Here is a 26,346-nt window from a genome sequence, read left to right as displayed (position 1 = left end):
CGCCTCTGCTGCGAGCTAACAGCCCAGGCCGTGATCATTGCCGGGACGATGCTTGCCGACCGTGATGAACGGCTTCTCGAAGCCGTCCGGAGTCGTTGCGGCCGCCACACCGACCGTCCAAAGGCACTTGCCGACCTGAGCGCTGCCGTGCAGGTAGCCCGCGCCGGGAGGTGTCGTGGTCTGGACGAACTCCTTGCCGGCGAGTTCGGCGACCAGCGGCTCGCCGGTGTTCGGGTTGCCGCCGACGGCGACCGCCTTGCCGTCGAGGAACTCCAGGTCATGGAACTGGCCGGTGATCGCGGGCGCGGCGACCTCGGTCCAGCTCTTGCCGTCGTAGTGCAGCGCGAGCGGCACTCGCCAAAGCTCCGCGTCGTTCTTCATGCCGACCGCCCAGATGTCCTTGGCCGACCTGACCACGAGCTGCGCGACCTCGAAGGACCGGCCTTCGGGAACCTTCACCGGCAGCTTCACCTCGATCCAGCGGGTGCCGTCGTAGCGAGCGACTCCACCGATGCCGGCCGCCCAGATCTCCTTGCCGACCGCCTTCAGATCATCGATATAGACGACGTGCTGGAGGCCTTCGCGTGGCAGCTCCTGCCATTTGCCGCCGGCGTACCGGAGAACGCTGGTCTGGTCGCCATACCGGCCGATCAGCAAACCGCTGCCCTGCGCGGCGATCGAGGTGTACTGCGCGTTGTCCTCTCCGGCAGGGGAGCCGACCAGGTCCCAGGCACCGCCCTTCCAGTGCTGCAGGAGGGGACGCGACTCCGCGCCGATCTCGGTCGCGCCGACTGCCCAGACATCGTCGGCCGACCTCGCCAGTACGTCGTCCAGCCGGCCGTCCGGCACTGGCTGCTTGGTCTGCTGCCAGGCGCGGCCGTTCCAGCGCACGGCGAGTGGGTGGAACTTGACCGATCCGTCCTTGCCCGGCTCCAGGTTGATGCCGACGCTCCAGAGCGAGTCACCGGCCCGCTCCGTCGTGTAGAGCACAGCGTTCTCGGGACCGGTCGGGGTCACCGTCCAGTCGATCGGCGCGGGGACCGCGAGGCCGCCCACGGTAGTTGCCAACAGCAATGACGAAACGATGGTCTGCATACCCGTTCAGACGCGCTGGGCCCGCGATCGCGTCACACCTACTCCGCGGCCAGCGCCTCCAGCACACCCTCGCCGTACTTCGCCAGCTTGTTCTCGCCGACGCCGCTGATCTTGCCCAGCTCGGCGAGGCTGGCCGGCAGGTCGGTCGCGATCTGCCGCAACGTCGCGTCGTGGAAGATCACGTACGCCGGAACGCCGGTCTCCTTGGCGACCGCCCCTCGCCAAGCACGCAGCCGCTCGAAGATCGGCTCGGCTTCGGGCGCCAGGTCGACGACGGCCTTCTTCTTGCCACCACTCGACCGCGAACTGGATCGAGCGGCCCGCTCCGGCTCGCGGCGCATCATCACGTCGCGGCGGCGGCCGAGCACCTCGGCACTCTCTTCGGTGAGCAGCAACGTGCCGTAGTCGCCCTCGACCGTGAGCAGTCGTTGGGCGAGTAGCTGTCGGACCACGCCACGCCACTCGGTGTCCTTCAGCTCCGTGCCGATGCCGAAGACGGTCAGGTCGTCATGCCGGAACTGCTTGACCTTGTCGGTCGTCTTGCCGAGCAGGATGTCGATCACCTGACCGGCGCCGAACTTCTGGTTGCGCTCGTGCTGGAGCCGGTACACCGTCGAGAGCAGCTTCTGCGCCGGGATGGTGCCGTCCCACGACTCCGGCGGGCTGAGGCAGGTGTCGCAGTTGCCACACGGCTCCCCGTTCTGCCCGAAGTACGCGAGGAGTTGTTGCCGGCGGCATTGAACCGTCTCGCACAACGCGAGCATCGCGTCGAGATGGGTGCCGAGCCGGCGCCGGTGGGCCGCGTCGCCTTCGGAGGTGTCGATCATCTTGCGCTGCTGGACGACGTCCTGCAGGCCGTACGCCAGCCAGGCCGTCGACGGCAGACCGTCACGGCCGGCGCGGCCGGTCTCCTGGTAGTAGCCCTCGACCGACTTCGGCAGGTCGAGGTGCGCGACGAACCGGACGTCCGGCTTGTCGATGCCCATCCCGAAGGCGATCGTCGCGACCACCACCAGCCCGTCCTCGCGCAGGAACCGCGACTGGTTCTTCGCGCGCACCCGGCTGTCCAGGCCGGCGTGGTACGGGACGGCTTCGATGCCGTTCTGGGTCAGGAAGGTCGCCGTCTTCTCGACGCTGTTGCGGGACAGGCAGTAGACGATGCCGGCGTCGCCCGCGTGCTCGGTGCGCAGCAGGTCGAGCAACTGCTTCTGTGGGCTGTCCTTGGGCACGATCCGGTACTGGATGTTCGGCCGGTCGAAGCTCGCGACGAAGTGCTTCGCGGACTTCAGGTTCAGCCGGGTGGCGATCTCCGCGTGCGTGGCCTCGGTCGCGGTCGCCGTCAGCGCGATCCGCGGGACGTCGGGCCAGCGCTCGTGCAGCTCCGACAGCATCAGGTAGTCGGGCCGGAAGTCGTGCCCCCACTGCGACACACAGTGCGCCTCGTCGATCGCGAACAGCGCGATCTTGCCCTGGTCGAGCAGCCGCGTCGTCGCCTCCACCCGGAGCCGCTCGGGCGCCAGGTAGAGCAGGTCGAGATCACCGGACAGGAACGCCTGCTCGACCTCACGCCGTTGCTCGTAGTCCTGCGTCGAGTTGAGGAACCCGGCCCGGACGCCGAGCGCCGTCAGCGCGTCGACCTGGTCCTGCATCAACGCGATCAGCGGCGAGATGACCACCCCGACGCCCGACCGGACCAGGGCAGGGATCTGGTAGCAGAGCGACTTCCCGCCGCCCGTCGGCATCAGCACCAGGGCGTCACCGCCGGCGACGACGGTCTCGATGATGTCTTGTTGCTCACCCCGGAACGAGTCGTACCCGAACACCCGGTGCAGGACCTGCAAGGCCTCGCTCGAGGTGTCGTCCAGCGGCTGGGTCGTCTCTGTCACCCGGCGAGTCTACGGAGTTCCCGCAGTCACTGTTTGCCCCCTGTGGACAACGCGCCGATCTCGCCGCGATAGGTGCCGATGCTCCACACGTTGCCCTCCGGATCGGCGACGCTGAATCCGTACGACCCGTAGTCCTCCGACCGCCTTTCCCGTACTACGGTCGCGCCCGCCGCCAGCACCTGAGGCCACAACGCGTCGGGATCCTCGCAGACCAGATAGACCGACTGGACCTGCTCGGCCAGATGGTCGAACTCGTTCGGCTCGGCGTTGCGGCCGGCCGAGCTGACCATCACTCCACCACCCGCCGGCCAGGCCAGCTGGGCATGGGCGATCGAGCCCTCGGCGACCCCGGCGTACGAGGCGACCAGGGTGAACCCCAGCCCTTCGGTGAGGAACTTCAGTGCGGCCTGACCGTCGCGGTAGACCAGCGTCGGCCAGACCCCGATCACGGTGTCTTTCGTCGTCGTGTTCATACCCCCGACTCTGCAACCTCGGTACGGTTGTCGTCTTGGACGAATGGGAGCTCTTCGGTCATCCACTGCCGTGGCGAGCATCCCGCGATCGCGTGCCATTCACGAGTGAGATGAGCTTGATCGGCGTACCCGAGATCGGCCGCGAGATCCGCCAACCGGGTCCGCGGCCTCGCCTTGAGCCGCGAGACGGCTCGCTCGAAACGGAGTACCCGCGAGGCGACCTTCGGCGCCAACCCGTACTCCGCCCGGAACTGCTCAGTCAGATGCCGTCGGCTCCACCCCACCTCCCCAGCCAGCTCCTGTACGCCGATGCCGCCCGCCGTCTCGCACAACCGTCGCCACGCCCAGCCGAGCTCAGCCCTTGGCGCGCCGATCGGCTCGTCCCGCCATGACTCGAGCAGCAACCGCTCCACGATGTCGAAGCGCTCATGCCAGTGCGGTGTCGCGCGAAGCCGCTCGCCGACCTCCTGCGCCGGCACCCCTAGCAGCTTGTCGAGGTCGATGATCGTGGTGGCGAGCTCACCCGACGGAAGGCCGAGCAGCGCTCGCGACCCGGCCGGCGTGAGCGAAAGCTGGAGGCCGGCCACATTGGGGGAGTCGGCGATCCGGACAGCGGTCGAGTGCAGCCCGCCGACCAGGGTCTGGAACTTCTCCACCGGCTCGTTCGGCCAGGCGACGCCGAGCGGCTCGTCGAGGCTGATGACGATCGTCAGGTACCGCGAGGGCAGTCCGCGATGCAGCTCCAGTGGCGCACCCCGGTACGCATAGCCGGTGAGGTTGCCGAGGTACGGGCGCAGGGCGGGATGCGCCCTGCGCACATGGTGCTCGAAGCCCTCCATCTGCCCAGGCTAAAGCCACCCTCGGACAAAAAGCGGTTTTCGTGGACAGGGCCGGCGGGAGGCCGGGCGAACTCGGTCAGCGTCTCGCCGGCCATCCGTCATACGGGACCGGTGTTTCGGCATCTGGACTGGGAGTGGCACCATGACAGGCAGTCGTCGTAGCGGATTTGGAGAGATCGTCGTGCCTGAACTGAGGTCCCGTACCGTCACCCACGGCCGCAACATGGCGGGCGCCCGCGCCCTCATGATGGCCTCCGGCGTCGCCCGAGAGGACTTCGGCAAGCCGATCATCGCGGTGGCGAACAGCTTCACCGAGTTCGTCCCCGGCCACACCCATCTGCAGCCGGTCGGCCGGATCGTGTCCGAGGCGATCCAGGCGGCAGGCGGGATCGCCCGCGAGTTCAACACGATCGCGGTCGACGACGGCATCGCGATGGGCCACGGCGGGATGCTCTACAGCCTGCCGTCCCGCGACCTGATCGCCGACTCGGTCGAGTACATGGTCGAGGCGCACTGCGCCGACGCGCTGATCTGCATCTCGAACTGCGACAAGATCACCCCGGGCATGCTGATGGCCGCGCTCCGGCTGAACATCCCGACCGTGTTCGTCTCCGGCGGACCGATGGAGGCCGGCCGGGCGACGCTCGTCGACGGCACCGTGCGCAAGCTCGACCTGATCGACGCGATGTCCGAGGCCGTCAACGAGAACGTCTCCGACGCCGACATCCTGCGGATCGAGGAGAACGCCTGCCCGACCTGCGGCTCGTGTTCGGGCATGTTCACCGCGAACTCGATGAACTGCCTGGCCGAGGCGATCGGTCTGGCGCTGCCCGGCAACGGCTCGGCGCTCGCCACCCACACCGCCCGCAAGGCCCTGTACGAGAACGCCGGCCGCACGATCGTCGAGATCACCAAGCGGTACTACGAGACCGACGACGACACCGTCCTGCCGCGGACCGTCGCGTCGCGGGCGGCTTTTGAGAACGCGATGGCGCTCGACATCGCGATGGGCGGCTCGACGAACACGATCCTGCACCTGCTCGCGGCAGCCCAGGAGGCCGAGGTCGACTTCGACCTGGACGACATCAACGCCGTCTCGCGTCGGGTGCCCTGCCTGGCGAAGGTCGCGCCGAACGTCGCTCCCGGCGGCACGTACTACATGGAGGACGTGCACCGCGCCGGCGGCATCCCGGCGATCCTCGGCGAGCTGTACCGCGCCGGGTTGCTGAACGAGGACATCCACACCGTGCACAGCGCCTCGATCGACGACTGGCTGAAGAACTGGGACGTTCGCGGGGGTTCACCGTCGGCCGAGGCAGTCGAGCTGTGGCACGCCGCTCCTGGTTGCAAGCGATCGGCGACGGCGTTCTCGCAGTCGGAGCGCTGGGAGACTTTGGACACTGACGCGGCGGGTGGGTGCATCCGCGATGCGGCGCACGCGTACTCGGTCGACGGCGGGTTGGCTGTGCTGAAGGGCAACCTCGCGGTCGACGGCTGCGTGGTGAAGACGGCTGGCGTCGACGAGTCGATCTGGACCTTCGAAGGCCCGGCCGTCGTCTGCGAGTCGCAGGAAGAGGCGGTCGAGAAGATCCTCGCCAAGGCGATCAAGCCCGGTGACGTGGTCGTCATCCGGTACGAAGGACCCAAGGGCGGTCCGGGGATGCAGGAGATGCTCTACCCGACCTCGTTCCTCAAAGGCCGCGGGCTCGGCAAGGTCTGCGCCCTGATCACGGACGGCCGCTTCTCCGGCGGTACATCCGGATTGTCGATCGGCCACGCCTCACCCGAAGCAGCCTCAGGCGGGACGATCGCCCTCGTCGAGGACGGCGACCGCATCCGCATCGACATCCCCGGCCGCTCGATCGAGCTGCTCGTGGCCGACGACGTACTGGCCGCCCGCCGGGACGCATTGGGCGGCGTCTACGCCCCCAAGTCCCGCGACCGCAAGGTCTCCGCCGCCCTCCGCGCCTACGCCGCGATGGCTACCAGCGCCGACAAGGGCGCGGTCCGGGACGTCACCAAGCTCGGCTGACCTTCAGAGGCTGCCTGCTCGAAGACCGCTTGTTCAGAGGGACAGCTCGAGGTCGAAGGCGAGGGTGATCGCCTCGGCCAGGGCTGCCTCCTGGTCGGGGAGGAGGTAGCCGATCAGGCGGCCTAGCTGGAGTTTCGGGATGGTCTGGATGTTGTCGCAGCTGATTGCGCTGGGGTGGTCCAGGCCGTTCTGAGAGCCGACCAGTACTTCGGTCGACAGGCCGCGGATGGTGCTGGTGATCGGGGCGACGGTGACGTTGGTCAGGCGCGGCCGGATCAGTTCGCGGGTGAGGACGACGACCGGGCGGGGCTTGTCCAGCCGGGCGATGTGCAGCGGGCGCATCAGTCGAGGTCGGTCAGCACAGTCCCGCCGGCGGCGACCGCCAGTCCGTCGAGGTCTTCGTAGTCTCCGTGGGCGGCGAGGATGGCCGCGTCCCGCTCGGCCAGCTCCCGCCGCCGCTCCCGCTCCATCGCGCGCGCGACCACTGACGCCCGGCTGGACGCCTTGTTGTCATCCACCAACCGGTCCATGAACTCGACGAGCTCGTCCGGCAGCCGTACGGTGATCTGCTTGCTCATACCAGAACCATACCGGTTTGGGATTCAATTCTCTACCGCACCCGGTCGTAGACCATCGCCAGCTCGCCGAGCTTGCCGGTCTCCTGGTGGGCCACGATCCACTTCGTCGCCGGTACGCCGTCGTCGAACAGCCGCTGACCGCCGCCGCTGATCTCAGGGGTGATCATCAGGTACAGGCGGTCGAGCAGGTCGGCGGCGAGCAGCGGCTTGATGATGCTCGCGCTGGAGTTGACCAGGATCTCGCCACCGTCGGCGGACTTGAGCTCGGTGATGACGTCCACGACGGGAGCGTTCACCAGCCGGGTCCGCTGCCACGGCGCCTCGGTGAGGGTGGTCGAGAAGACGACCTTCTCGCTGTCGCGGAGCCACGTCGCGTAGCCGCGGTCGCGCGGGTCGGCCTCGTCGTTGTCCGCGACGGACGGCCAGAAGCCCAGGAAGCCTTCGGCGTTGAGCCGGCCGAGGACGGCGGTCGTCGCGTTCTCGTGCAGGCGGGTCAGGTGGTCGCGGGCGACGTCGGTGGTCGCGTACGGGATGATCGCGGCCAGGTCGTACGCGCCGCCGGGGCCGTTGTAGCGGCCGTCGAGGGACAGGGAGAGGTTGGCGGTCACCAGGCGGTCGGTCATTTCGTGCTCCTAGTTGTATGGGCGGCGATGGTCGCCGCGAGTTTGTCGAGGCTCTGGCCGAAGCCGAGCTCGATCCCTGCGATGAAGTCGGCAGACTGGATCGTGCTGTCGGTGATCCGCAGCTCGACCTCGAGCTCGGTACCGGCGTCAGTCGGCCGGAGCGCGTAGTCGGTGTGGGCGGTGAACGCGGTACTTCCGTGAGGAAGCAGAGGGGAGTTGCGGTAGGCGAGGTGCTCGCCGGCCCGTACGTCCGTGACGACTCCCTCGGAACGCCCCGCCACTACATCGGAGCCGTCGGAGTCCTCCACATCGCGGTACTCCAGGACGACCCGCCCACCTGGCCTTGCCTCGAAGACGAGCTCCGAAACCCGAAGGTCCTCCGGCACCCACCACTGGGCGAGCAGATCGACCTCGGTCAGATACCGCCAAACCTGGTCCGCAGCCGCAGGCAACGACCGTACGAACCTGAAGGCCCGCCCGTCAGCCCACCCAGTTTCGTCTGCGGCGAGTCGTTCGGCGTTGACAGTCACCCGGTGCCGATCGAAGCTCTCGCGCGCACCGCCCACCTGATCCGCCGTGTCAGCGAGCTGGCTGAGCGCAGCCGCCAGCCTGCGCAGGGGATCGGACTGCAATGCGTAGACCCGCCGCTGCCCGGTCCGCTCCGAAGTGACAACCCCCGCGCGCTCCAACGTCTGCAGATGCTTGGTCGTCTGCGGCTGCCGCGCCTCCGCCAACTGAGCCAACACCCCCACCGACCGAGGCCGCTCGGCCAGCAACTCGACAAGCCGCCACCGAGCCGGATCGGCGAGTGCGGCGATCCGTGCGTCCATGACCCAAAGCATTCCCCAAGAAGAATATTCTTGTCAAGGAATAAGTTGGCCAAGCTGTCGTAGGCTGCGCGGATGCGGATCGTTCCGATCGCGAGCACCAGCCTTCAGGTCCAGTTCGCCAGCTCGGCCGGCGGCGCTGTCGGCACCTGGAGAGGGTCGCCACGCCCGCCGCTGGGCGAGCCTGTCGACGTTGAGTTCACGGTCCAGGCCGAGTTGCGCTGGGCCGATACCTTGGCGGCCGTCGAGCCCGGGTTCGCCATCGAGGGGAACCGGATCTGCATTCGCGGCCGGGTCGATGCGATCGACGAACTGGGGGTCGCGACGCTGGATGTGGCCGGGGCGACGTTGCTGGTCGAGTTCGCCGATGCGCCACCGGTTGGTGCGGTCGGTGCGATCTTCGAGCTGCCTGAGACTCCGTTGGAGATCTGTCCCACTGGTGTCTGAGGTCAGTTGGGGGACATGTCTGCCCAGGCCAGGTCGATCGCGGGGAGGGAGGGGAGGGCGGTGATCGCGGCCAGTTCGGTGTCCAGGAGGCCGACGAGTTGGGCGAGGCGGGTGGTGGTGTCCAGGGCCTCGAGCAACTTCTGGCGCTCGGGGGTGACCAGCGTCATCGCGGCTGAGATCAGGTACGAGAGGATGCCGGGATCATCGGGAAGTGAGCCGATGTGCAGGCCGGGCTGGGAGATCTCGGTGACGGCGGCGGCGTACCGGCGGAAGCGTTCGACCGCGACGGTCGCGGTGCCGAGGGGGTCGTCGCCTGGTTCCTCGTCGAGCCATTCGACGTCCGCGACGAGGTAGTCGCCGCCGCTGTCGAGTTCGGCGACCTTGAAGCGCCGGTTGCCGGTCAGGGTGACCTCGACCGGGCCGTCGTCGTCGATGTCGAGGGAGATCTCCGAGATCGTCGCCGCGCAGCCGGTGCCGTACAGCGACCGGAACACCCGGTCGCCCAGCTCGTATCCGTCCCGGACCGCCACCGCGCCGCACACCATCTCGCCGCCGTTCTCGACCAGATCGCGGATCACCGACCGCCCTTGAACATCCGTGACCGGGATCGGGAGCACCAGCCCAGGAAAGATCACTGTCTCGACAGTGAGAAGCGGCAGGCGGGAGTCCATACCGTTGAGCCTAATGGCAACGACCGCGGGCCGTGGTCCGCGCAGTAGACGGCGCGCGGGGTCCGGGGGAGGCGACCACTAGACTGAGCGTCATGATTCGCCGCGTCGACCTGCGGGGCCGAGTGGCAGCCGGAGAGGTTCTCGACCTCCAAGCCCTGGTCCCCCGAGCTGTGTTCGACGTCGAGGCCGCCCTCGACGTCGTCCGACCGATCTGCCTGGACGTCCGTCATCGCGGGCTCGAGGCGATCAGGGAGTACGGCGAGAAGTTCGACCATGTGGCCGTGAAGGACCTCCGGGTCCCCGCCGACGCGCTCAAGACCGCCCTGGAAGAGCTCGACCCCGACGTGCGCAAGGCGCTGGAGGAGTCGATCCGGCGGGTACGCGAGGTCAGCCTGGACGAGCGGGGGAGTGACGTCGAGTCGCAGCCCGCGCCGGGTGGCCGGGTGACCCAGCGGCTGGTGCCGGTGCAGCGGGTCGGACTCTATGTGCCCGGCGGCCGCGCGCCGCTCGCGTCCAGCGTGGTGATGAACGTCGTACCGGCACAGGTTGCCGGGGTCACCAGTCTCGCCTTGGCGTCTCCACCGCAGAAGGAGTTTGGTGGCCTACCGCACCCGACTGTGCTCGCTGTGTGCGCGATGCTCGGGATCGACGAGGTGTACGCGATGGGCGGCGCGCAGGCGATCGCCGGGTTCGCGTACGGCTTCGAGGGCTGCCGCAAGGTCAACCTGATCACGGGTCCGGGCAACATCTATGTGGTCGCGGCCAAGCGGTTCGTGCAGAGCGAGGTCGGGATCGACTCCGAGGCGGGGCCGACCGAGATCGCCGTACTGGCCGACGACTCGGCCAACGCGGCACACGTCGCCGCCGACCTGATCAGCCAGGCCGAGCACGACCCGATGGCGGCCAGCGTGCTCGTCACTCCGAGCGAGGCGTTGGCGACGGCTGTCGAGGCGGAGCTGGCCAAGCAGGTGCCCGAGACCAAGCACTCCGAGCGGGTGACGGAAGCGCTCGCCGGGCAGCAGTCGGCGGTAGTACTGGTCGATGATCTGGACCAGGGCACGGCCGTCGTCGACGCCTATGCGGCCGAGCACCTCGAGATCCAGACGGTCGACGCCGAGGAGCGTTCGCTGCTGATCAGCAACGCCGGCGCGATCTTCGTCGGCGGCTGGTCGCCCGTCTCCCTCGGCGACTACTGCGCCGGCTCGAACCACGTGCTGCCGACGGCCGGCTGCGCCTGCCACTCGTCCGGCCTGTCCGTGCGCAGTTTCCTGAAGGCGATGCACGTCGTGAACTACACCCGCGAGGCTCTGCAAGAGGTCGCCGGGCACGTCGTCGCGCTCGCTCACGCCGAGGATCTGCCGGCCCACGGCGCCGCTGTGTCTATGCGTTTCCAGAGTGAGGACTGATGGGCCGTTTCGATGGGCTGCCGATCCGCGACGAGCTGAAGAGCTTCGAGCCGTACGGCGCGCCCCAACTGGATGTCCCCGTCCTGCTCAACGTCAACGAGAACCCGTACCCGCCGAGCGAGGCCGTCGTCTCGGACATCACCGCGTCGGTGGCCGAGGCAGCTCGCGGGCTGAACCGCTACCCGGACCGCGAGTTCCTTGCCCTGCGCGCCGACTTCGCGGCGTACCTGGGGCGTGAGTCCGGCGCTCAGCTCACGGCCGAGCAGGTCTGGGTGGCCAACGGCTCCAACGAGGTAATGCTGCATTTGCTGCAGGCCTTCGGCGGACCAGGCCGTACTGCGTTGTCCTTCGCTCCGACGTACTCGATGTATCCGGAGTACGCCCGCGACACCAACACCGCCTGGGTCACCGGGCGCCGCTCCGAGGACTTCACCCTCGACCAGAGCAAGGCGCTCGCGGCGATCTCCCGGCACCGGCCGTCCGTCGTCCTGCTTGCCTCACCCAACAACCCGACCGGTACCGCGCTGCCGATCCAGCTGGTCGAGGCGGTCGCCGCCCGGACAGCCGCGATCGGGGCGGTCCTGGTGGTGGACGAGGCGTACGCGGAGTTCCGGCGTACCGGTACTCCGAGCGCCGTCACGTTGTTGCCGTCGTACCCCAATCTGGCGGTGGCCCGGACGACCTCGAAGGCGTTCGCGCTCGCGGGCGCCCGGGTCGGTTACCTTGCCGCGAGCAAGCAACTGGTCGATGCCCTGCGCATCGTCCGGCTGCCGTACCACCTGTCGGCGGTGACCCAGGCGGTCGCCCGGGCGGCGTTGCGGCACTCCGACGAGCTGCTCGGCCGGGTCGAGCAGTTGCGGATCGAACGCGATGAGACAGTGGAGTGGCTGCGGGCGCAGGGATTGCGCGCGGTCGATTCGGATGCGAACTTCGTCCTCTTCGGCACCTTCGCCGACCGGCACGCGGTGTGGCAGTCGCTGCTGGACGACGGCGTACTGATCCGCGAGACCGGACCGAACGGCTGGCTGCGGGTGTCGATCGGCACCGGCGCCGAGATGGCCGCCTTCCGCGCTTCGCTGGAGAAGGTGCTCAAGACCGATCTAGGAAGGTCCCTATGACACGCACGGCCCGGATCGACCGGGAGACCAGCGAGTCCAAGGTGCTCGTCGAGCTCGATCTCGACGGCACCGGGCGCGCGGACATCTCCACCGGCGTCGGCTTCTACGACCACATGCTCAACGCGCTGGCCAAGCACGCGCTGCTCGACCTGCACGTGAACACGGTCGGCGACCTGGAGATCGACGCGCACCACACGGTCGAGGACACCGCGATCGGCATCGGTCAGGCGTTGAAGGAAGCGCTGGGCGACAAGCGAGGCATTCGGCGCTTCGGCGACGCGACCGTACCGCTGGACGAGGCGCTCGTGCACTGCACGGTCGACCTGTCCGGCCGGCCGTACTGCGTCCACACCGGCGAGCCCGACGGGCAGGTGTACGCGATCATCGGTGGCGACTACGCCGGCTCGCTGACCCAGCACGTGTTCGAGACACTCGCCTTCAACGCGGCGATCTGCATCCACATCCGGGTGCTGTCCGGCCGCGATCCGCACCACATCGTCGAGGCGCAGTTCAAGGCGTTCGCGCGGGCGCTGCGGGCCGCCGCCGAGCTCGACCCACGGCAGCCGGGCATCCCGTCGACCAAGGGCGCTCTGTGAAGACTGTCGTCCTGTTCGACTACGGCTCGGGCAACATCCGCTCGGGCGAGCGGGCCTTGCAACGGGTCGGCGCCGACGTGACGGTGACGAGCGACTTCGACGAGGCGCTGAACGCCGACGGGCTGCTGGTCCCCGGCGTCGGCGCCTTCGAGGCCTGTATGAACGGGCTGAAGGCGGTCCGCGGTGATGAGATCGTCGACCGCCGGCTGACCGGTGGCCGGCCGGTGCTCGGCATCTGCGTCGGCATGCAGATCTTGTTTGCCAAGGGCATCGAACACGGCGTCGAGACCGAGGGCTGCGAGCAGTGGCCCGGCGTCGTCGAGCGGCTGCAACCCGTCGGTGGCGAGCCGGTCCCGCACATGGGCTGGAACACGGTCGCGGTCGACGGTACGACGAAGCTCTTCGACGGGATCGAGAAGGAACGCTTCTACTTCGTCCACTCCTACGGCGTCCGCGACTGGCACCTCACCGAGACCTGGGCCGCCGTCACCCCGACGGTCACCTGGACCGAGTACGGCGGCGACCGCTTCGTCGCCGCGGTCGAGAACGGCCCGCTGACCGCCACCCAGTTCCACCCGGAGAAGTCAGGCGACGCCGGCGCCGAACTCCTGGCCAACTGGCTCCGCACGCTGTAGATCCGCCGGTGGTCCCTCGATCACAGTTTGGGGAGTGACCGCCGGTTTACCGCGGCCGAACTCTTCCGTAGATGACATCGGTGCTGTCACACTCACTCGCCAGAACGGTTGGAACCTTCGGGGATCCAGGAGGCCGTACGTGCTGGCAGCGTCGAATCTCGAGGTCGTCTACGACGACGTGATGCTGGTCCTGCGGGGCGTCAGCCTCGAGGTCCCGCAGGGGCAGATCGTTGCCCTGCTCGGGGCCAACGGCGCCGGCAAGTCCACGCTGCTGCGGGCCATCTCCGGCCTGCTGGACGTCCACGACGGCCAGGTACGCCGGGGCGCGATCACCCTCGACGGCGAGCCCATCCACGGCCTCGGGGCCAGCCGGATCGCTGCCCTGGGCATCAAGCAGGTGATGGAGGGCCGGCGGATCTTCGCCGATCTGACCGTCGAGGAGAACCTGCGGATCGGCGGCCATGTCGCCCCGAAGTCGCTGAAGGCCAACCTGGACAGGAGTTACCAGCTGTTCCCGGTGCTGGCCGACCGGCGGAGGAAGGTGGCCGGGTACCTGTCCGGCGGCGAGCAGCAGATGCTGGCGATCGGGCGGGCGCTGATGTCGGACCCGCGGTACCTGCTGATGGACGAGCCGAGCCTCGGCCTGGCGCCGATGATCGTGCAGCAGATCCGGGACGTGATCGTCGAGATCAACGCGGCCGGTACCACGGTGCTGCTGGTCGAGCAGAACGCCGCGATGGCGCTGTCGATCGCCGAACACGGTTATGTGCTGGAGAACGGCGCGATGGTGATGGACAAGCCGGCCGCCGAGTTACTGGACGACGGCGACGTCCGCGAGTTCTACCTCGGCCTCGGCGCCGAGGGCGGAGCCAGATCCTTCCGCGATGTGAAGCACTACCGCCGGCGGAAGCGGTGGTTGTCATGAGCGTCTTGACCTTCGACGATGTCCTGCTCGAGTTCTCCGGCGTGACCGCCCTGAACGGCGTGAGCTTCACCGTCGACGCCGGTGAGCTGTTCGCTGTGATCGGTCCGAACGGGGCCGGCAAGACCTCGATCTTCAACGTGCTCTCCGGCGTCTACCGTCCGCAGCGAGGCTCGGTGCGGTTCAACGGCCAGGACCTGCTCGGCCTGCGTCCGCACGCGATCGCGCGGCTCGGGATCGCCCGGACCTTCCAGAACATCGAGCTGTTCTCCAACCTGACCGTGCTCGACAACCTGATGCTCGGCCGCCATCACCACCATCCGTACGGCGTGCTGGCCGCGCTCGGCTGGCTCGGCAAGGCCCGCCGCAACGAGTTCGCCAACCGCCGGGCAGTCGAGGAGATCGTCGACTTCCTCGAGCTCGCCCAGTGGCGACGGATGCCGGTCGGACTGCTCCCGTACGGCGTTCAGAAGCGGGTGGAGCTCGGCCGGGCGCTGGCGTCGGAGCCGAAGCTGCTGCTGCTCGACGAGCCGGTCGCCGGGATGAACCTGGAGGAGACCGAGGACATGGCCCGGTTCATCCTCGACATCCGTGACGAGCTGGGCCTGCCGATGGTGATGGTCGAGCACGACATGGGCCTGGTGATGGACCTGGCCGACCGGATCATGGTGGTCGACTTCGGCCGCCCGATCCGGACCGGCATACCGGCCGAGGTCGCCGCGGATCCTGACGTGGTGCGCGCCTATCTCGGCGAGGAACACCGGATCGTGGAGCGGGCATGACCGCCACGATCGCCACCCGGGTGCGGGACCGGGCAATCGCGACGCCGGACGTGATCGCCCTGCGGGAGAAGGATCTCGGTCTGTGGCAACAGGTCAGCTGGTCGCAGTACTGGCAGACCGCTGAGCTCGTCGGCCACGCGTTGCTTGCCCTCGGCATCGAGCCCGGGGACCGGGTGGCGATCCACTCGGAGAACCGGCGGGAGTGGCTCTACACCGACGTCGGCGCGGTCTCGGTACGAGCCGTGACGGTCGGTCTCTACCCGACCAACCCGGTGTCCGAAGTCGCCTACCTGCTCAGCCACTCCGGTACCAGGGTGCTGATCGCGGAGGACCAGGAGCAGGTCGACAAAGCACTCGCGGCCGCAGATGAGCTCCCCGATCTCGAGCGCATCGTCTACCTGGAGCCGCGCGGCATCAGGAACCGCTACGACGATCCGCGACTACTCGCCTGGCCCGACTTCCTTGCCCTGGGCAAGGAGCACCGGGAGACCCGGCCGGGCGCGGTGGAGGAGCGGATGGCCGGCGTCAGCCCGGACGATGTGGCGACGCTGGTGTACACATCCGGAACCACCGGACCGCCGAAGGGCGTGATGCTGACGGTGGCCAACGTGGACTACGCGATCCGGGAGCTCGTCGAGCGGGGCGGCTTCACCTCGCCGCCACCGTCGCCCAAGGACTGCGTGCTGTCGTACCTGCCGCTGTGCCATGTGGCCGAACGCGTCTTCAGTTGCTGGTTCGGCGCCGGCGCCGGCGTCACCGTGCACTTCGCGGAGTCGATCGAGACCGTCGTGGCCAATCTGTACGAGGTGCAGCCGACGGTCCTGTTCGGCGTACCGAGGATCTGGGAGAAGATCGCGGCCGGCGTTCAGATCCGGGTCGGATCGGCGACCTGGCTGAAGCGCAAGGTCGGCGGGTACTGGCTGCGTCGCGCTGACCGGATCGGTGCGATCCTCGCCGCGAACGGTGGCAAGCACACGCCTTTGTCCCGGCTGGAACACGCAGTCGGCTACGTGCTCTGCTATCGCGCGCTGATGGACCGGACCGGCCTCCGCAAGGTCCGGTACGCCGCCTCGGGCGCCGCGCCGATCGCACCCGAAGTCCTCCGGTTCTTCATGGGCCTCGGCCTGCCGATGCACGAGGTCTACGGGATGACCGAGAACTCGGCCGTCGCCACCGCGAACCGCCCGGGCCGCGTGAAGGTCGGCACGGTCGGCGAACCGCATGAGGGCGTCGAACTGCGGATCGACGAGGTCACCGGCGAGATCCTCACCCGGCACCCGGGCACCTTCGCGGGCTACTGGCACGACCCGGAGGCGACGGCCCGGATGATCGACGCCGACGGCTGGCTGCACACCGGTGACGTGGGCGAGTGGGTCGACGGCACGCACCTGCGGATCACCGATCGGATGAAGGACCTGATCATCACCGCGGGCGGCAAGAACATCGCGCCCTCGGAGCTGGAGAACGCGCTGAAGGCATCGCCGTACATCAAGGAAGCGGTGGTGATCGGGGATCGGCGCAAGTACCTGACCGCGCTGATCGGGATCGAGCCGGAGACCGTCGGCCACTGGGCCCAGTTGCAGCGGCTGCCGTACTCGACGTACCACGACCTGTCCTCGAAGGCGGAGGTGATCGCGTTGGTGCAGGGCATCGTCGACGAGGTCAACGAGCGGTTCGCCACGGTCGAGCAGGTCAAGCGGTTCCGGATGATGCCGAAGCTGCTCGACCACGAGGACGGCGAGCTGACCGCGACCATGAAGGTGAAGCGCAGCGCCGTCACCGACACCTTCGCCGAACTGGTCGAGTCGATGTACTCCGAGGGCGTCCGGTGAACGACTTCGTCGCCACTGTGGTCCGGGGCCTGGGCAACGGCTCGATCTACGCCCTGCTGGCGCTGGGTTTCGTGATCATCTACAAGTCCATGCGGGTGATCAGCTTCGCCCAGCCGGCCTTCATGATGGCGGGCGGTGTCCTGGTCAGCCACCTGGTGCTGTCGATGAACTTCTTCCTGGCGGTGCTCGTCTCGCTGCTGCTGACGGCCCTGCTCGGGGCCGGGGTGGAGCGGGTCGCGCTGCGGCCGATGATCGGCAAGCCGGTCTTCGTGATCGCGATCATCACCCTGGGCGTCGACATCGTGATCCGTACGGTGGTGAACTCCTTCATCGGCCTGGACATCCGCCAGATGGGCGATCCCTGGGGCCTGAAGCAGCTGAAGCCGTTCGGGGTGACGATCGACCAGCGGCACCTCGCGACCCTGGTGACGACGCTGGTGGTGGTCGCGGCGCTGTTCGCCTTCTACCGCTGGTCGCGAACCGGTCTGGCGATGCGCGCGGCATCGTCGGACCAGGAGGTCGCGCTGGCTCAGGGCGTCTCGGTCGGACGGGTGTTCTCGCTGTCGTGGGCGCTTGCCGCGATGCTGGCCGGACTCGCCGGAGTGTTCCTGTCGACCGGGATCGGGCTGGAGCAGAACCTCTGGCTGACCGCGTTGAAGGCCTTGCCCGTGATCATCCTGGGCGGTCTGGACTCGCTGGGCGGCGCTGTGATCGCGGGGCTGTCGATCGGGGTCGTGGAGGCGCTAGTCGGCAGCTACGGCGGCGACGTCGCTCCGGTGTTCGGCGGCGACTTCTTCCTGGTCGTGCCGTACCTGCTGATGCTGCTCGTGCTGCTGGTCAAACCGTACGGCCTGTTCGGGACACGCGAGGTGGAGCGGATATGAGGGGTCGACCGCAGCTCTACCTGTCGTACGGGCAGGACATGGCGCTGCTCAATACTCCGGCCAAACGATGGTGGACGCTTGGGCTGGTCGTGGCGGCGGTACTGCTGCCCTTCATGCTCGAGGACGACCTGCTCGTCGTACTGGCGACCGCGTTCGTTGCCGCGATCGGGGCGATCGGCCTCAACATCGTCACCGGGTACGCCGGTCAGGTGTCGCTCGGCCACGCGTTCTTCCTCGCCATCGGGGCGTACACCGCGGCAGCGTTGTCTGGTGATCCGGACAGCACCCGGCTGATCGGATTCGGTATCACCTCGCTGCCGATCTGGTTGCTGGCCGCCGGCTTGGTGGCGGGCCTGGCCGGGTTGATCGTGGCGCCCTTGGCCGCTCGGCTGCGGGGGTTGTACCTGGCTGTGGTGACGCTCGGTCTGGTGTTCATCGGGGAGCACCTGTTCAAGCACTGGCGGGATCTCACCGGGGGAGTGGGCGTCGGCCGGCCGGCCGCGGTACCGGAGTTGTTCGGGCTGCAGTTCGCGGTCGACGGCGCGTACTTCACCAAGGCGCAGAAGCTGTATCTGCTGATGTTCGTGCTGCTGGTGATCTTCGGGGTGCTGGCGCGGAACCTCGTCCGGTCCCGGATCGGCCGGGCGCTGGCGGCGGTCCGGGATCGCGATCTGGCCGCCGAGGTGATCGGCGTCGACGTCACCCGGTACAAACTGATCGCCTTCGCGGTGTCGTCGTTCTACGCCGGCGTCGCCGGGGCGCTGCTGTACGTGATGATCGGCTTCGTCGAGCCCGGCTCGTTCAACCTGGCGATGTCGGTGCAGTACATCGCGATGATCCTGGTCGGCGGCGTCGCCACCATCTCCGGATCGATCATGGGCGCGTTGTTCATCACGTTGCTGCCGCGGGTCACCCGCGAGCTGCCGGCGGTGCTGCCGTTCATCAGCAGCAGCTCGACGGCCGGCGGCATCACGGTCTTCCAGGTCGAGACGATTCTGTACGGCCTGCTGATCATCGGATTCCTGATCTTCGAACCGCGCGGGCTGTTCGGGATCTGGGTCCGCGTTCGCACGTACTGGAAGTCATGGCCGTTCTCGCACTGACTCACCTGTCGGTGCCGGCAGCCCGAGGAGGAACAGCGATGTACAGAAGTCGCAGGGCGGTCGCGGTGGGCCTGGTGGCCGCCGTACTGGCCGTCGCGGGGTGCCGCAACGACGCCCCGGAGACGCAGCAGGGCAGTGAAGGCGTCAAGTTCGACGTCGGCGTCACCAAGGAACCGTGCCCGGCCGCGGTCGACAAGGCCAAGGGATGTATCTACCTCGGCTCGATCTCCGACCTGACCGAGGGCCCGTTCAAGGCGCTGGGTGTGCCGATCACCGAGGCCCAGAAGGCGTTCTGGAAGCGGGTCAACACCGCGGGCGGGATCGGCGGCTACGAGGTCGACGTGACCAAGTACGTCAAGGACAACAAGTACAACCCGCAGATCCACAACGAGGTGTACTCCGAGATCAAGCCGGACGTGCTCGGCCTGGCCCAGACGCTGGGCTCCCCGACCACGGCCGCCATCCTCGCCGATCTGAAGTCGAGCAGCGTGGTGGGCGTGCCGGCCTCGTGGACGTCGGCCTGGGCGTTCGAGGACGTCATCTTGGAGTCCGGTACGAACTACTGCTTCGAGTCGATGAACTCGGTCGACTTCGGGGCCGAGACGTTGCAGGCCAAGAGCGTGGTCGCGCTGCACTTCCCGGGCGACTACGGCGACGACGCGGCGGCCGGTACCAAGGTCGCGGCCGAGGCGAACGGGATGAAGTTCACCGACATCCCGACCGCGCCCGGCCAGGAGAACCAGGGCGCGGCGATCCAGAAGCTGGTCGCGGCCAAGCCGGACCTGGTCATCCTGACCACTGGCCCGACGGAGGCGGCGACGATCGTCGGTGGCGCCGCGCAGGCTGGTTTCAAGGGACAGTTCATCGGCACCAGCCCGACCTGGAACCCGGCGCTGCTGAAGAGCCCGGCTGCTCCCGCGTTGACGGCGCTCTACCGTCAGTCGGGGCCGTGGGCGCCGTACGGCACGGACACTGCCGGCCACAAGGCACTGGCCGGCGCGCTGGATCCGGCGATGTTCAGTGCCGCGCCCAACGACGGCTACACGGCCGGCTGGGTCTGGTCGTACCCGATGAAGGCGGCGCTGCAGAAGGCCGTCGAGTCCAAGGACCTCACCCGGGCCGGGCTGCTGGCGGCGGTGAAGTCGCTGACCACTGTCGACTACGAGGGGATGCTGCCCGCCGAGGCCGGCAAGTTCGGTGGCGCGCCGAACGAGCGGGTCTTCCGGCAGAGCCTCATCTCCAAGGTCGATCCGTCGGCGCCCACCGGCGTGAAGGTCGAGAAGGACTTCTTCACCGGCAAGACAGCGGCGAAGTACGAGTTCAGTAAGCCGTGTTACCAGTAGAAAGGTCCTATGACTTTCTACGTCCATGGTGAGGACAAGCCCGACGTTCTGGCCGGGCTGATCGAGCGGTCCGAGGCCCACTGGTCCTATATGGATCAGTGGGCCGATCGGTTGATCCTGCGTGGTCCGACGCTGTCCGATGATGGTGAGGAGCACACGGGGAGCGTGCATTTCGTCGACGTGGACGATCGGGCGACGGCCGAGCGGTTCGCGTACGAGGAGCCGTATTGGCTGGCCGGGTACTACGAGCCGCTGACGGTCGTACGAGCCGTGGTGCTGCTCGATCGGACCGAGGACCGGCCGCGCTCGCTGGTGACTGCCGAGTGGGAGCCGGTCCCACTGACAGAGGTGGCTGCGTCGCTGCTCGCAGACGACGAACTGAGTTTCGTCGCGATCCTCGTCGACGACGAAAGCACAACCTCCGTCGGCCTCCTCGCAGCCCTCACCACGGAACCCGCGAAGGCCGACGACCGCATCCACCACATCGCTGCTCACTTGAACGCCCGGTCGCCGATGACCGTCACCGCGCGTCGCTGGCAGCGGGGCGGGCGATCACAGAGCGATTCCTGACCCGCCGTCTCTTGCCGTTCGGCTGTCGTTCACCGTAGGTTCACTGGCGACCACTGCTTGTGCTGACAAGGAGACCGCCAGTGACTGTAGAGAACCCCCTGTCCAGACGTCAGTTCGTCGCTCGTGCCGCTGCTGCAGGCGTTGCCGTCAGTGTCGCCGGGTCGGTGGAAGCGCTCTATACCGCCCAGCCCGCGCTGGGTACGTCCGGGCCGAAGGTCGGCTACGGCCCGCTGGTCCCGGACCCGAACGGCATGCTCGATCTGCCGAAGGGGTTCAGCTACAAGGTCGTCTCGCGTGAAGGCACGGTCCGCCCGGACGGGCTCAAGGTGCCGTCCCGCTTCGACGGTACGGGGACCTTCCCCGACCGGAACGGCGGCAGCAGGCTGGTCCGCAACCACGAGTGCAGCCCGACCACGGCGATCAAGGTCGTCGCTCCGCCCGAGCGCACCTACGATCCGGGCGGCGCCGGTGGAACCAGCACGCTGATCGTGGACCGGCACAATCACGCCACGAAGGAGTACATCAGCCTCGGCGGTACGGCGATCAACTGCTCCGGTGGCCCGAGCCCCTGGCGCACCTGGCTGACCTGCGAGGAGACCGAGCTCAAGGCCGGGGTGAGCGGCTACACCAAGGACCACGGCTTCATCTTCGAGGTCGACCCGTACGACGACCGCCGCAACCTGCACCCGACGCCGCTCAAGGAGATGGGCCGGTTCCAGCACGAGGCGGTGGCGATCGACCCCTCCACCGGCATCGTCTACGAGACCGAGGACGCGTTCGTCGCGCCGCTCGGCGGCTTCTACCGCTTCCTCCCGAACCGCCCGCGGGGTGGCTGGGGGAGCCTGCGGGCCGGCGGCGAGCTCCAAGCCATGCACATCGACGGGTTGCCTGACCTTTCCGTGGTACAGGAGCCCGGCACGCTCTTCCACAACGTGCAGTGGGTGAAGGTGCCCGACCCGCTGGCCACCACCGAGTCGGTGCGCGCGCAGGACTACGCGAAGCCGATCACCGGCGGCTACAAGCTCGAGGGCTGCTGGTGGGGCGCGGTGGACCGCTGCGTGTACTTCGTCTCGTCGTTCGCCCGGACCGAGCTCGGCCCGAAGATCGACCACGACGGCCAGGTCTGGAGGTTCGACCCGCGGCGGAAGACGCTGCGCCTCGAGGTGATCTTCACCCGTCCGTCGCCAGGCTCGGACGACCCCGAGTTCGATGCGCCCGACAACATCACCATGTCGCCGTACGGCGGCCTGATGATGTGTGAGGACGGCCTAGGTGAACAACACATGCTCGGTACCACCGAGGACGGCCAGGTTTTCAAGTTCGCCCGCAACCGGGTCAACAACGGAACCCCCGAAGCCCCGGAGTACGGCGAACTGACCGGCGTCGGCTTCTCCGCCGACGGCCGGACGATGTTCTTCAACATCTACACCCCCGGCATCACCTTCGCCGTCACCGGCCCCTGGCGCCGCCGCCGCTGACCACCCCGCCGGCCGTGCCCCCCGCCCCAAGGCACGGCCGGCACCTGTATCGATCAGCTGACCGGTCCGTCGTACACCCACAGCCCGTTCTCGCGGAGGAAGTGGCTGTTTTCGGTTTGGTGGCCGGGGTGGCCTTCGGCTCGGTAGTCGGCGCGGAACTCGACGGTGCCTTCGGTGTGGAAGGGAGTGCCGGCGGTGGTGTTGAGGATTTCCAGGCCGGTCCACTCGAGGTCGTCCTCGAGGTGGAGTTCGCGCGGGCGGGTCGCGGTGGACCAGCTGCGGAGCAGGTAGTCAGCGTCTCGTACTGCAAAAGCGGAGTAGCGCGAGCGCATGAGGCGCTCGGCGGTGGTGGCCTGGGTCCGGCCCTCGTGGATGCTGCCGCAGCAGTCGGCGTACGCGGCGTCGAGACCGCAGGGGCAGGGCGTGCGTTTAGCCATCCTCCGATTGTGCCTTGGCGCCGGAGGCGAGCAGGTACTGGCCGGTGGCGTAGGTGGACATCACCAGGACGCCGCGCCCGGGGAAGTCGCGCCCGGCCAGGCGCATCGCGATCAGCGCGTCGGAGATGAGGAAGAGGGCGCCGCCGAGACCACTGCGTTTGTTGTGCCAGCCGGAGGCGACGGCGGTTGCCGTGAGCAACAACGCGTACGCCGCGACGGGGACTCGCTGGGAGCCGAGGTTCTTCGACAGCAGGGCGATCATGGCTGCCCAGAGCGCGCCGTACGCGGCAAGCAGTCGCCACGATTTCTCGCCGGGCTTGGTGAGGTACACGGCGAGGTAGCAGGCATGCGCCGCGGCAAAGGCGGCCATGCCAGCCAGTTGCAGATCGGTCTCCAGCAGCAGGTCGTCGGCCGCCGACGCGAGCAGCGCGGCCTGGATCAGCGGGGGAATGTCCTCCTGCGTCCGCGTCCAGGACAGCAGCAAGGGCATCAGCGTCACCTTGCTCGCCTGCTTCAGCAGCTTGATGTCGACAGCAACTGCCGCGACATTGATCGCCGCCGCACCCCAGTACGCCGCCAACCACCGCCGCCCGCTAGCCAGCCGCCCCAGCTTCATGGGCCGGAGTCTGCAGTACTCCGGTGTCGTACGGGCTAACCCCCGGTGACGAGCCTCAGACGGTCCCGGGGAACGCGACGGGAGTGCCGCCCCAGTTGAGTTGGGTCGTCGCGGTGGTGATCAATGCCTGGATCGCGAGCGCACGGACCTGGTCCTGCTCGGCACCCTCGACCAGGTCGGCGTATACGGCGGCCAGTCGCCGCTCGATCAGCAGGATCAGGCTGCTGGCGGTCTGCGGGGTCGTCACGGCCAGCGGCAGGTCGTAGGCCGGCTCGGCCGCAACAGGCTTCTCCCCGGCCGCGGTGAGGAGGGCGGCGAGTTTGTCGCGTTGCCTGCGGTGTTGTTCGTACAGGTCGTCGGCAGCCCGGAACTTTGCGCCATTCAGCTTGCCGCCGGCTACGCCCACGCCGTACAGGGCAGCGTGTTCACCGGCTAGCGCCGCCTGGAGGGCATCGACTTGGCTCACTGGGCGGCCTGCTTCTTCTTGACGGTCAGGGAGTTCGCTAGCTGGCTCTCGGCGGCGGCGACCATGGCGAGCAGGCGGGCATTCGGCCCGGACAGCTTCGCGGCGGCGGTCGCGTGGGCGACGGACAGCTTCTGCTCCCTCGTGGCCAGGTCGGCCATCGCAGCCTCGGCCCCCTTCGGCAGGGCGGGCAGCGGGGGAGCGGTGGCCGGGCCTGCCCCGGACACCTCATTGAGCTTCGCCAGGTGCTGAGCGTGGTACTTCGCCGCGGTCGTGAGCTGGGTGCGCAGCGCAGGGTAGAGCTTGCCGGCCGCTGTGAGCCGCTGGGCTACTTGGGCCACCTGCCCGGCCGCTGCGGACATGGCCGCGACCACTGCCGGGTCGGTGCTCGGCTCCGGCTTCCCATCCGGGCCCTTGGTGCCGCCGCTCTTGGTGTCACCGGCCGTGGGCTCATCACTGTCGTCTTTGCACCCTGCGAGCAGGGTCGTAGTGCCGGCTGACAGGGCAACCGTCCGCAGCGTGGTCCGGCGGGACAGCAACGCTGCCGACCAGCGAGTGAGGGGCTCAGGATCGTTCGGCATAGGCCGAAACCCTATCCCGAACGGAGGTACGTGCTCGGCCACTTCGGTGGGCCGGATATGGTGGGCTACTGCCCTCGGTCGGATCGCCGGGGCGCACGGCGCTGCAGAACGCGGTGTCACAACTGGAGAGAGAGGCAGGTCTACCTGTGAGCCGAAGGACTGACCACACGGACCCCGAGAGCCTCGAAAACTTCCTGCGCCCGATCGTCGCCCAGTTCGGTTGCGACCTCGAGGCAGCCGAAGTCACGCCGATCGGCAAGCGCCGGCTCCTGCGGGTGCTGGTCGACCGCGACGGCGGAATCAACCTGGACGACGTCGCCGACGTCACCCGGGCCATCTCGAAGGCGCTCGACGCCGACGAGGTGATGGGCGACGGCGCGTACACGCTCGAGGTGTCCAGCCCCGGCGTCGACCGGCCGCTCACGCTGCCGCGGCACTGGCGGCGCAACGTCTCCCGCCTGGTCGAGGTCACCCTGGTGGCCGGCGGCAAGGTGACCGGCCGGATCACCTCGGCCACCGACGAGGCGGCCGAGCTGGACGTCAAGGGCCGGCCGCGGACGATCGCGTACGGCGACATCACCAAGGCCAAGATCCAGATCGAGTTCAACCGGCCAGCCGGCAACGACGAAGCAGAATCCGCCGCTGACGGCGTGGACGAGGAGAACTGATGGATATCGACATGGCCGTGCTGCGGTCCCTGGAACGCGAGAAGGACATCGCGTTCGACATCGTGGTCGAGGCGATCGAGCAGGCCCTGCTGGTGGCGTACCACCGGACCGAGGGCGCCCAGCAGCAGGCCCGGGTCGAGCTGGACCGCAAGAGCGGGCACGTCACGGTGATGGCCAAGGAGCTGGCCGAGGACGGCACGGTCGCCCGCGAGTTCGACGACACGCCGGCCGACTTCGGCCGGATCGCGGCCACCACGGCCAAGCAGGTCATCCTGCAGCGGCTGCGCGACGCCGAGGACGAGGTCCGGTACGGCGAGTTCGCGGGCAAGGAGGGCGACATCCTGTCGGGCATCGTCCAGCAGGGCCGCGACCCGCGCTCGGTGATGATCGACCTCGGCAAGATCGAGGCCGTACTCCCGGCGCCCGAGCAGGTGCCGGGGGAGAAGTACGAGCACGGCTCGCGCCTGCGGGTGTACGTGGTCGGTGTCCGCAAGGGCTTCAAGGGCCCGCAGATCACCGTCTCCCGGACGCACCCGAACCTGGTCAAGAAGCTGTTCGCGCTCGAGGTGCCGGAGATCGCCGACGGCACCGTCGAGATCACCGCGATCGCGCGTGAGGCCGGCCACCGGACCAAGATCGCCGTCCGGACGCTGAACCCGTCCGTGAACGGCAAGGGCGCCTGCATCGGCCCGATGGGCCAGCGGGTGCGCAACATCATGCACGAGCTGCACGGCGAGAAGATCGACATCATCGATCACAGCGACGACCCGGCGACGTTCGTCGGGAATGCGCTGTCGCCGGCGCAGGTTTCGTCGGTGGAGGTCGTCGACGCTGCGGCACGCGCCGCGCGGGTCGTCGTACCGGACTACCAGCTGTCGCTGGCGATCGGCAAGGAAGGGCAGAATGCCCGCCTCGCGGCCCGGCTCACGGGCTGGCGGATCGACATCCGGCCGGATACGGATGTGACTCGTGAGGACGAGAAGGTAGACTGATCTCTCGGTCGGTCGACTGAGTCGTCACCACACCCTGAGGAACTGAAGATTCACACTGCAGACGCGCGCCCTGAGAAGGTTCAGGAACGTACCTGCATCGGGTGTCGGAAGCGGGACAGTCCGGCTGATCTGCTGCGGATGACGGTTTCCGGAGGACGTGTCCTCCCGGATCCCGCGCATCGGGCACCCGGCCGCGGGGCGCATCTGCACCCGGTGACCGAGTGTCTCGACCTGGCAGAGCGGCGAAAGGCGTTCCCACGGGCCTTCAAGGTCCCGGGTCCGCTTGATCTTTCGCTCGTACGGGAACAGGTGGAGCAGTGAGCTGTAACACGAAGTGCGGCCGCCCGGCCGCCCACGGTGCAAAAGGCCGTGAAGACATGAAGGCGGGTCATCGACTCATGACTACTCGATGAGTGTCCAAAAGTGATGGATACACAGCGATGAGTGCA

30 protein-coding genes are annotated in these 26,346 nt (G+C 68.2%); 17 read left to right on the top strand and 13 right to left on the bottom strand.

The window, feature by feature from the left end:
* Positions 1-15: 15 nt before the first annotated feature.
* The 4 genes from ACIA12_RS10315 to ACIA12_RS10300 form a co-directional block, all read right to left on the bottom strand.
* Entirely contained in the window at positions 16-1,068 is a 1,053-nt protein-coding gene (locus ACIA12_RS10315; RefSeq protein ID WP_396366614.1) for a hypothetical protein, read from the bottom strand.
* 65 nt (positions 1,069-1,133) lie between these two features.
* On the bottom strand, positions 1,134-2,981 hold the full coding sequence (gene recQ, locus ACIA12_RS10310) for a DNA helicase RecQ (protein WP_396366613.1): 1,848 nt from the start codon (positions 2,979-2,981) through the stop codon (positions 1,134-1,136).
* A gap of 26 nt (positions 2,982-3,007) precedes the next feature.
* Positions 3,008-3,454, bottom strand: coding sequence for a VOC family protein (locus ACIA12_RS10305; RefSeq protein WP_396366612.1), 447 nt, complete (start codon positions 3,452-3,454; stop codon positions 3,008-3,010).
* A complete protein-coding gene (locus ACIA12_RS10300) occupies positions 3,451-4,293 on the bottom strand; it encodes a helix-turn-helix domain-containing protein (protein ID WP_396366611.1) in 843 nt (280 codons plus the stop codon). The genes ACIA12_RS10305 and ACIA12_RS10300 overlap by 4 nt, the downstream gene beginning before the upstream one ends.
* Positions 4,294-4,474: 181 nt before the next feature.
* Here ACIA12_RS10300 and ilvD point away from each other — a divergent pair, with 181 nt between their 5' ends.
* Positions 4,475-6,325 carry a dihydroxy-acid dehydratase gene (ilvD, locus tag ACIA12_RS10295; protein ID WP_396366610.1) on the top strand — a complete coding sequence of 617 codons (1,851 nt, stop codon included), beginning with the start codon at positions 4,475-4,477 and terminating at the stop codon, positions 6,323-6,325.
* Between the two features lie 33 nt (positions 6,326-6,358).
* Here the strand turns inward: ilvD and ACIA12_RS10290 are convergent, their stop codons facing one another.
* Genes ACIA12_RS10290 through ACIA12_RS10275 form a run of 4 tightly spaced genes read right to left on the bottom strand, consistent with a single transcriptional unit; the run spans position 6,359 to position 8,356 of the window.
* A complete protein-coding gene (locus ACIA12_RS10290; protein WP_396366609.1) occupies positions 6,359-6,667 on the bottom strand; it encodes a type II toxin-antitoxin system PemK/MazF family toxin in 309 nt (102 codons plus the stop codon).
* Positions 6,667-6,903, bottom strand: a complete 237-nt coding sequence (locus ACIA12_RS10285; RefSeq protein WP_328322622.1) for a ribbon-helix-helix domain-containing protein — start codon at positions 6,901-6,903, stop codon at positions 6,667-6,669. The genes ACIA12_RS10290 and ACIA12_RS10285 overlap by 1 nt, the downstream gene beginning before the upstream one ends.
* 32 nt (positions 6,904-6,935) lie before the next feature.
* Positions 6,936-7,526, bottom strand: a complete 591-nt coding sequence (locus ACIA12_RS10280) for a dihydrofolate reductase family protein (RefSeq protein WP_396366608.1) — start codon at positions 7,524-7,526, stop codon at positions 6,936-6,938.
* A complete protein-coding gene (locus ACIA12_RS10275) occupies positions 7,523-8,356 on the bottom strand; it encodes a metalloregulator ArsR/SmtB family transcription factor (RefSeq protein WP_396366607.1) in 834 nt (277 codons plus the stop codon). Before ACIA12_RS10275 ends, ACIA12_RS10280 begins: the two co-directional genes overlap by 4 nt.
* 72 nt (positions 8,357-8,428) lie before the next feature.
* Here ACIA12_RS10275 and ACIA12_RS10270 point away from each other — a divergent pair, with 72 nt between their 5' ends.
* Entirely contained in the window at positions 8,429-8,800 is a 372-nt protein-coding gene (locus ACIA12_RS10270; RefSeq protein ID WP_396366606.1) for a hypothetical protein, read from the top strand.
* 2 nt (positions 8,801-8,802) lie between these two features.
* Here the strand turns inward: ACIA12_RS10270 and ACIA12_RS10265 are convergent, their stop codons facing one another.
* Positions 8,803-9,471, bottom strand: a complete 669-nt coding sequence (locus ACIA12_RS10265) for an LON peptidase substrate-binding domain-containing protein (protein ID WP_396366605.1) — start codon at positions 9,469-9,471, stop codon at positions 8,803-8,805.
* 92 nt (positions 9,472-9,563) lie between these two features.
* Between ACIA12_RS10265 and hisD the strand changes: the two genes are divergently transcribed.
* From hisD to ACIA12_RS10205, 12 genes are all read left to right on the top strand, one after another.
* Positions 9,564-10,877 (top strand): histidinol dehydrogenase, encoded by a 1,314-nt coding sequence (hisD, locus tag ACIA12_RS10260; RefSeq protein ID WP_396366604.1) that lies wholly within the window; start codon positions 9,564-9,566, stop codon positions 10,875-10,877.
* Positions 10,877-11,995, top strand: a complete 1,119-nt coding sequence (locus ACIA12_RS10255) for a histidinol-phosphate transaminase (protein WP_396366603.1) — start codon at positions 10,877-10,879, stop codon at positions 11,993-11,995. Before hisD ends, ACIA12_RS10255 begins: the two co-directional genes overlap by 1 nt.
* Entirely contained in the window at positions 11,992-12,591 is a 600-nt protein-coding gene (hisB, locus tag ACIA12_RS10250; protein WP_328322632.1) for an imidazoleglycerol-phosphate dehydratase HisB, read from the top strand. Before ACIA12_RS10255 ends, hisB begins: the two co-directional genes overlap by 4 nt.
* Positions 12,588-13,226: an imidazole glycerol phosphate synthase subunit HisH gene (hisH, locus tag ACIA12_RS10245; RefSeq protein ID WP_396366602.1), complete on the top strand. Its 639-nt coding sequence runs from the start codon at positions 12,588-12,590 to the stop codon at positions 13,224-13,226. The genes hisB and hisH overlap by 4 nt, the downstream gene beginning before the upstream one ends.
* Before the next feature lie 139 nt (positions 13,227-13,365).
* Positions 13,366-14,151: an ABC transporter ATP-binding protein gene (locus tag ACIA12_RS10240; RefSeq protein ID WP_396366601.1), complete on the top strand. Its 786-nt coding sequence runs from the start codon at positions 13,366-13,368 to the stop codon at positions 14,149-14,151.
* Complete coding sequence (locus ACIA12_RS10235; RefSeq protein WP_396366600.1) at positions 14,148-14,930, top strand: ABC transporter ATP-binding protein; 783 nt, start codon at positions 14,148-14,150, stop codon at positions 14,928-14,930. The genes ACIA12_RS10240 and ACIA12_RS10235 overlap by 4 nt, the downstream gene beginning before the upstream one ends.
* Entirely contained in the window at positions 14,927-16,762 is a 1,836-nt protein-coding gene (locus ACIA12_RS10230) for an AMP-dependent synthetase/ligase (protein ID WP_396366599.1), read from the top strand. The genes ACIA12_RS10235 and ACIA12_RS10230 overlap by 4 nt, the downstream gene beginning before the upstream one ends.
* Positions 16,759-17,646: a branched-chain amino acid ABC transporter permease gene (locus ACIA12_RS10225; RefSeq protein WP_396366598.1), complete on the top strand. Its 888-nt coding sequence runs from the start codon at positions 16,759-16,761 to the stop codon at positions 17,644-17,646. The genes ACIA12_RS10230 and ACIA12_RS10225 overlap by 4 nt, the downstream gene beginning before the upstream one ends.
* Positions 17,643-18,749: a branched-chain amino acid ABC transporter permease gene (locus ACIA12_RS10220; protein ID WP_396366597.1), complete on the top strand. Its 1,107-nt coding sequence runs from the start codon at positions 17,643-17,645 to the stop codon at positions 18,747-18,749. Before ACIA12_RS10225 ends, ACIA12_RS10220 begins: the two co-directional genes overlap by 4 nt.
* A gap of 38 nt (positions 18,750-18,787) precedes the next feature.
* On the top strand, positions 18,788-20,092 hold the full coding sequence (locus ACIA12_RS10215) for an ABC transporter substrate-binding protein (protein WP_396366596.1): 1,305 nt from the start codon (positions 18,788-18,790) through the stop codon (positions 20,090-20,092).
* A gap of 9 nt (positions 20,093-20,101) precedes the next feature.
* Entirely contained in the window at positions 20,102-20,662 is a 561-nt protein-coding gene (locus tag ACIA12_RS10210; protein ID WP_396366595.1) for a YciI family protein, read from the top strand.
* An 80-nt stretch (positions 20,663-20,742) separates the two neighbouring features.
* A complete protein-coding gene (locus ACIA12_RS10205; protein WP_396366594.1) occupies positions 20,743-22,140 on the top strand; it encodes an alkaline phosphatase PhoX in 1,398 nt (465 codons plus the stop codon).
* Positions 22,141-22,193: 53 nt separating this feature from the next.
* On the opposite strand, the gene ACIA12_RS10200 is transcribed toward ACIA12_RS10205, so the two are convergent.
* The 4 genes from ACIA12_RS10200 to ACIA12_RS10185 are packed head-to-tail and all read right to left on the bottom strand — an operon-like array spanning position 22,194 to position 24,237.
* Complete coding sequence (locus ACIA12_RS10200; protein WP_396366593.1) at positions 22,194-22,577, bottom strand: YchJ family protein; 384 nt, start codon at positions 22,575-22,577, stop codon at positions 22,194-22,196.
* The gene (locus ACIA12_RS10195; protein ID WP_396366592.1) at positions 22,570-23,193 is read right to left on the bottom strand and encodes a lysoplasmalogenase family protein; all 624 of its coding nucleotides are present in this window, start codon (positions 23,191-23,193) and stop codon (positions 22,570-22,572) included. The genes ACIA12_RS10200 and ACIA12_RS10195 overlap by 8 nt, the downstream gene beginning before the upstream one ends.
* A gap of 55 nt (positions 23,194-23,248) precedes the next feature.
* On the bottom strand, positions 23,249-23,659 hold the full coding sequence (locus tag ACIA12_RS10190) for a ferritin-like domain-containing protein (RefSeq protein ID WP_396366591.1): 411 nt from the start codon (positions 23,657-23,659) through the stop codon (positions 23,249-23,251).
* Positions 23,656-24,237 carry a cell division protein FtsK gene (locus ACIA12_RS10185; protein WP_396366590.1) on the bottom strand — a complete coding sequence of 194 codons (582 nt, stop codon included), beginning with the start codon at positions 24,235-24,237 and terminating at the stop codon, positions 23,656-23,658. The genes ACIA12_RS10190 and ACIA12_RS10185 overlap by 4 nt, the downstream gene beginning before the upstream one ends.
* 146 nt (positions 24,238-24,383) lie before the next feature.
* On the opposite strand from ACIA12_RS10185, the gene rimP reads away from it, so the two are divergent.
* The 3 genes from rimP to ACIA12_RS10170 are packed head-to-tail and all read left to right on the top strand — an operon-like array spanning position 24,384 to position 26,218.
* Positions 24,384-24,905, top strand: coding sequence for a ribosome maturation factor RimP (rimP, locus tag ACIA12_RS10180; RefSeq protein WP_396366589.1), 522 nt, complete (start codon positions 24,384-24,386; stop codon positions 24,903-24,905).
* Entirely contained in the window at positions 24,905-25,897 is a 993-nt protein-coding gene (nusA, locus tag ACIA12_RS10175) for a transcription termination factor NusA (protein ID WP_396366588.1), read from the top strand. The genes rimP and nusA overlap by 1 nt, the downstream gene beginning before the upstream one ends.
* Positions 25,898-25,939: 42 nt before the next feature.
* Positions 25,940-26,218 (top strand): YlxR family protein, encoded by a 279-nt coding sequence (locus tag ACIA12_RS10170; protein ID WP_396367153.1) that lies wholly within the window; start codon positions 25,940-25,942, stop codon positions 26,216-26,218.
* The last annotated feature ends 128 nt before the right edge of the window (positions 26,219-26,346 follow it).

Source organism: Kribbella sp. NPDC051620 (assembly GCF_044453825.1).
In the GTDB taxonomy this organism is placed as follows: domain Bacteria; phylum Actinomycetota; class Actinomycetes; order Propionibacteriales; family Kribbellaceae; genus Kribbella.
Note: the sequence above shows the minus strand (reverse complement) of the source record. Positions and strands in the feature narration are given on the sequence as shown.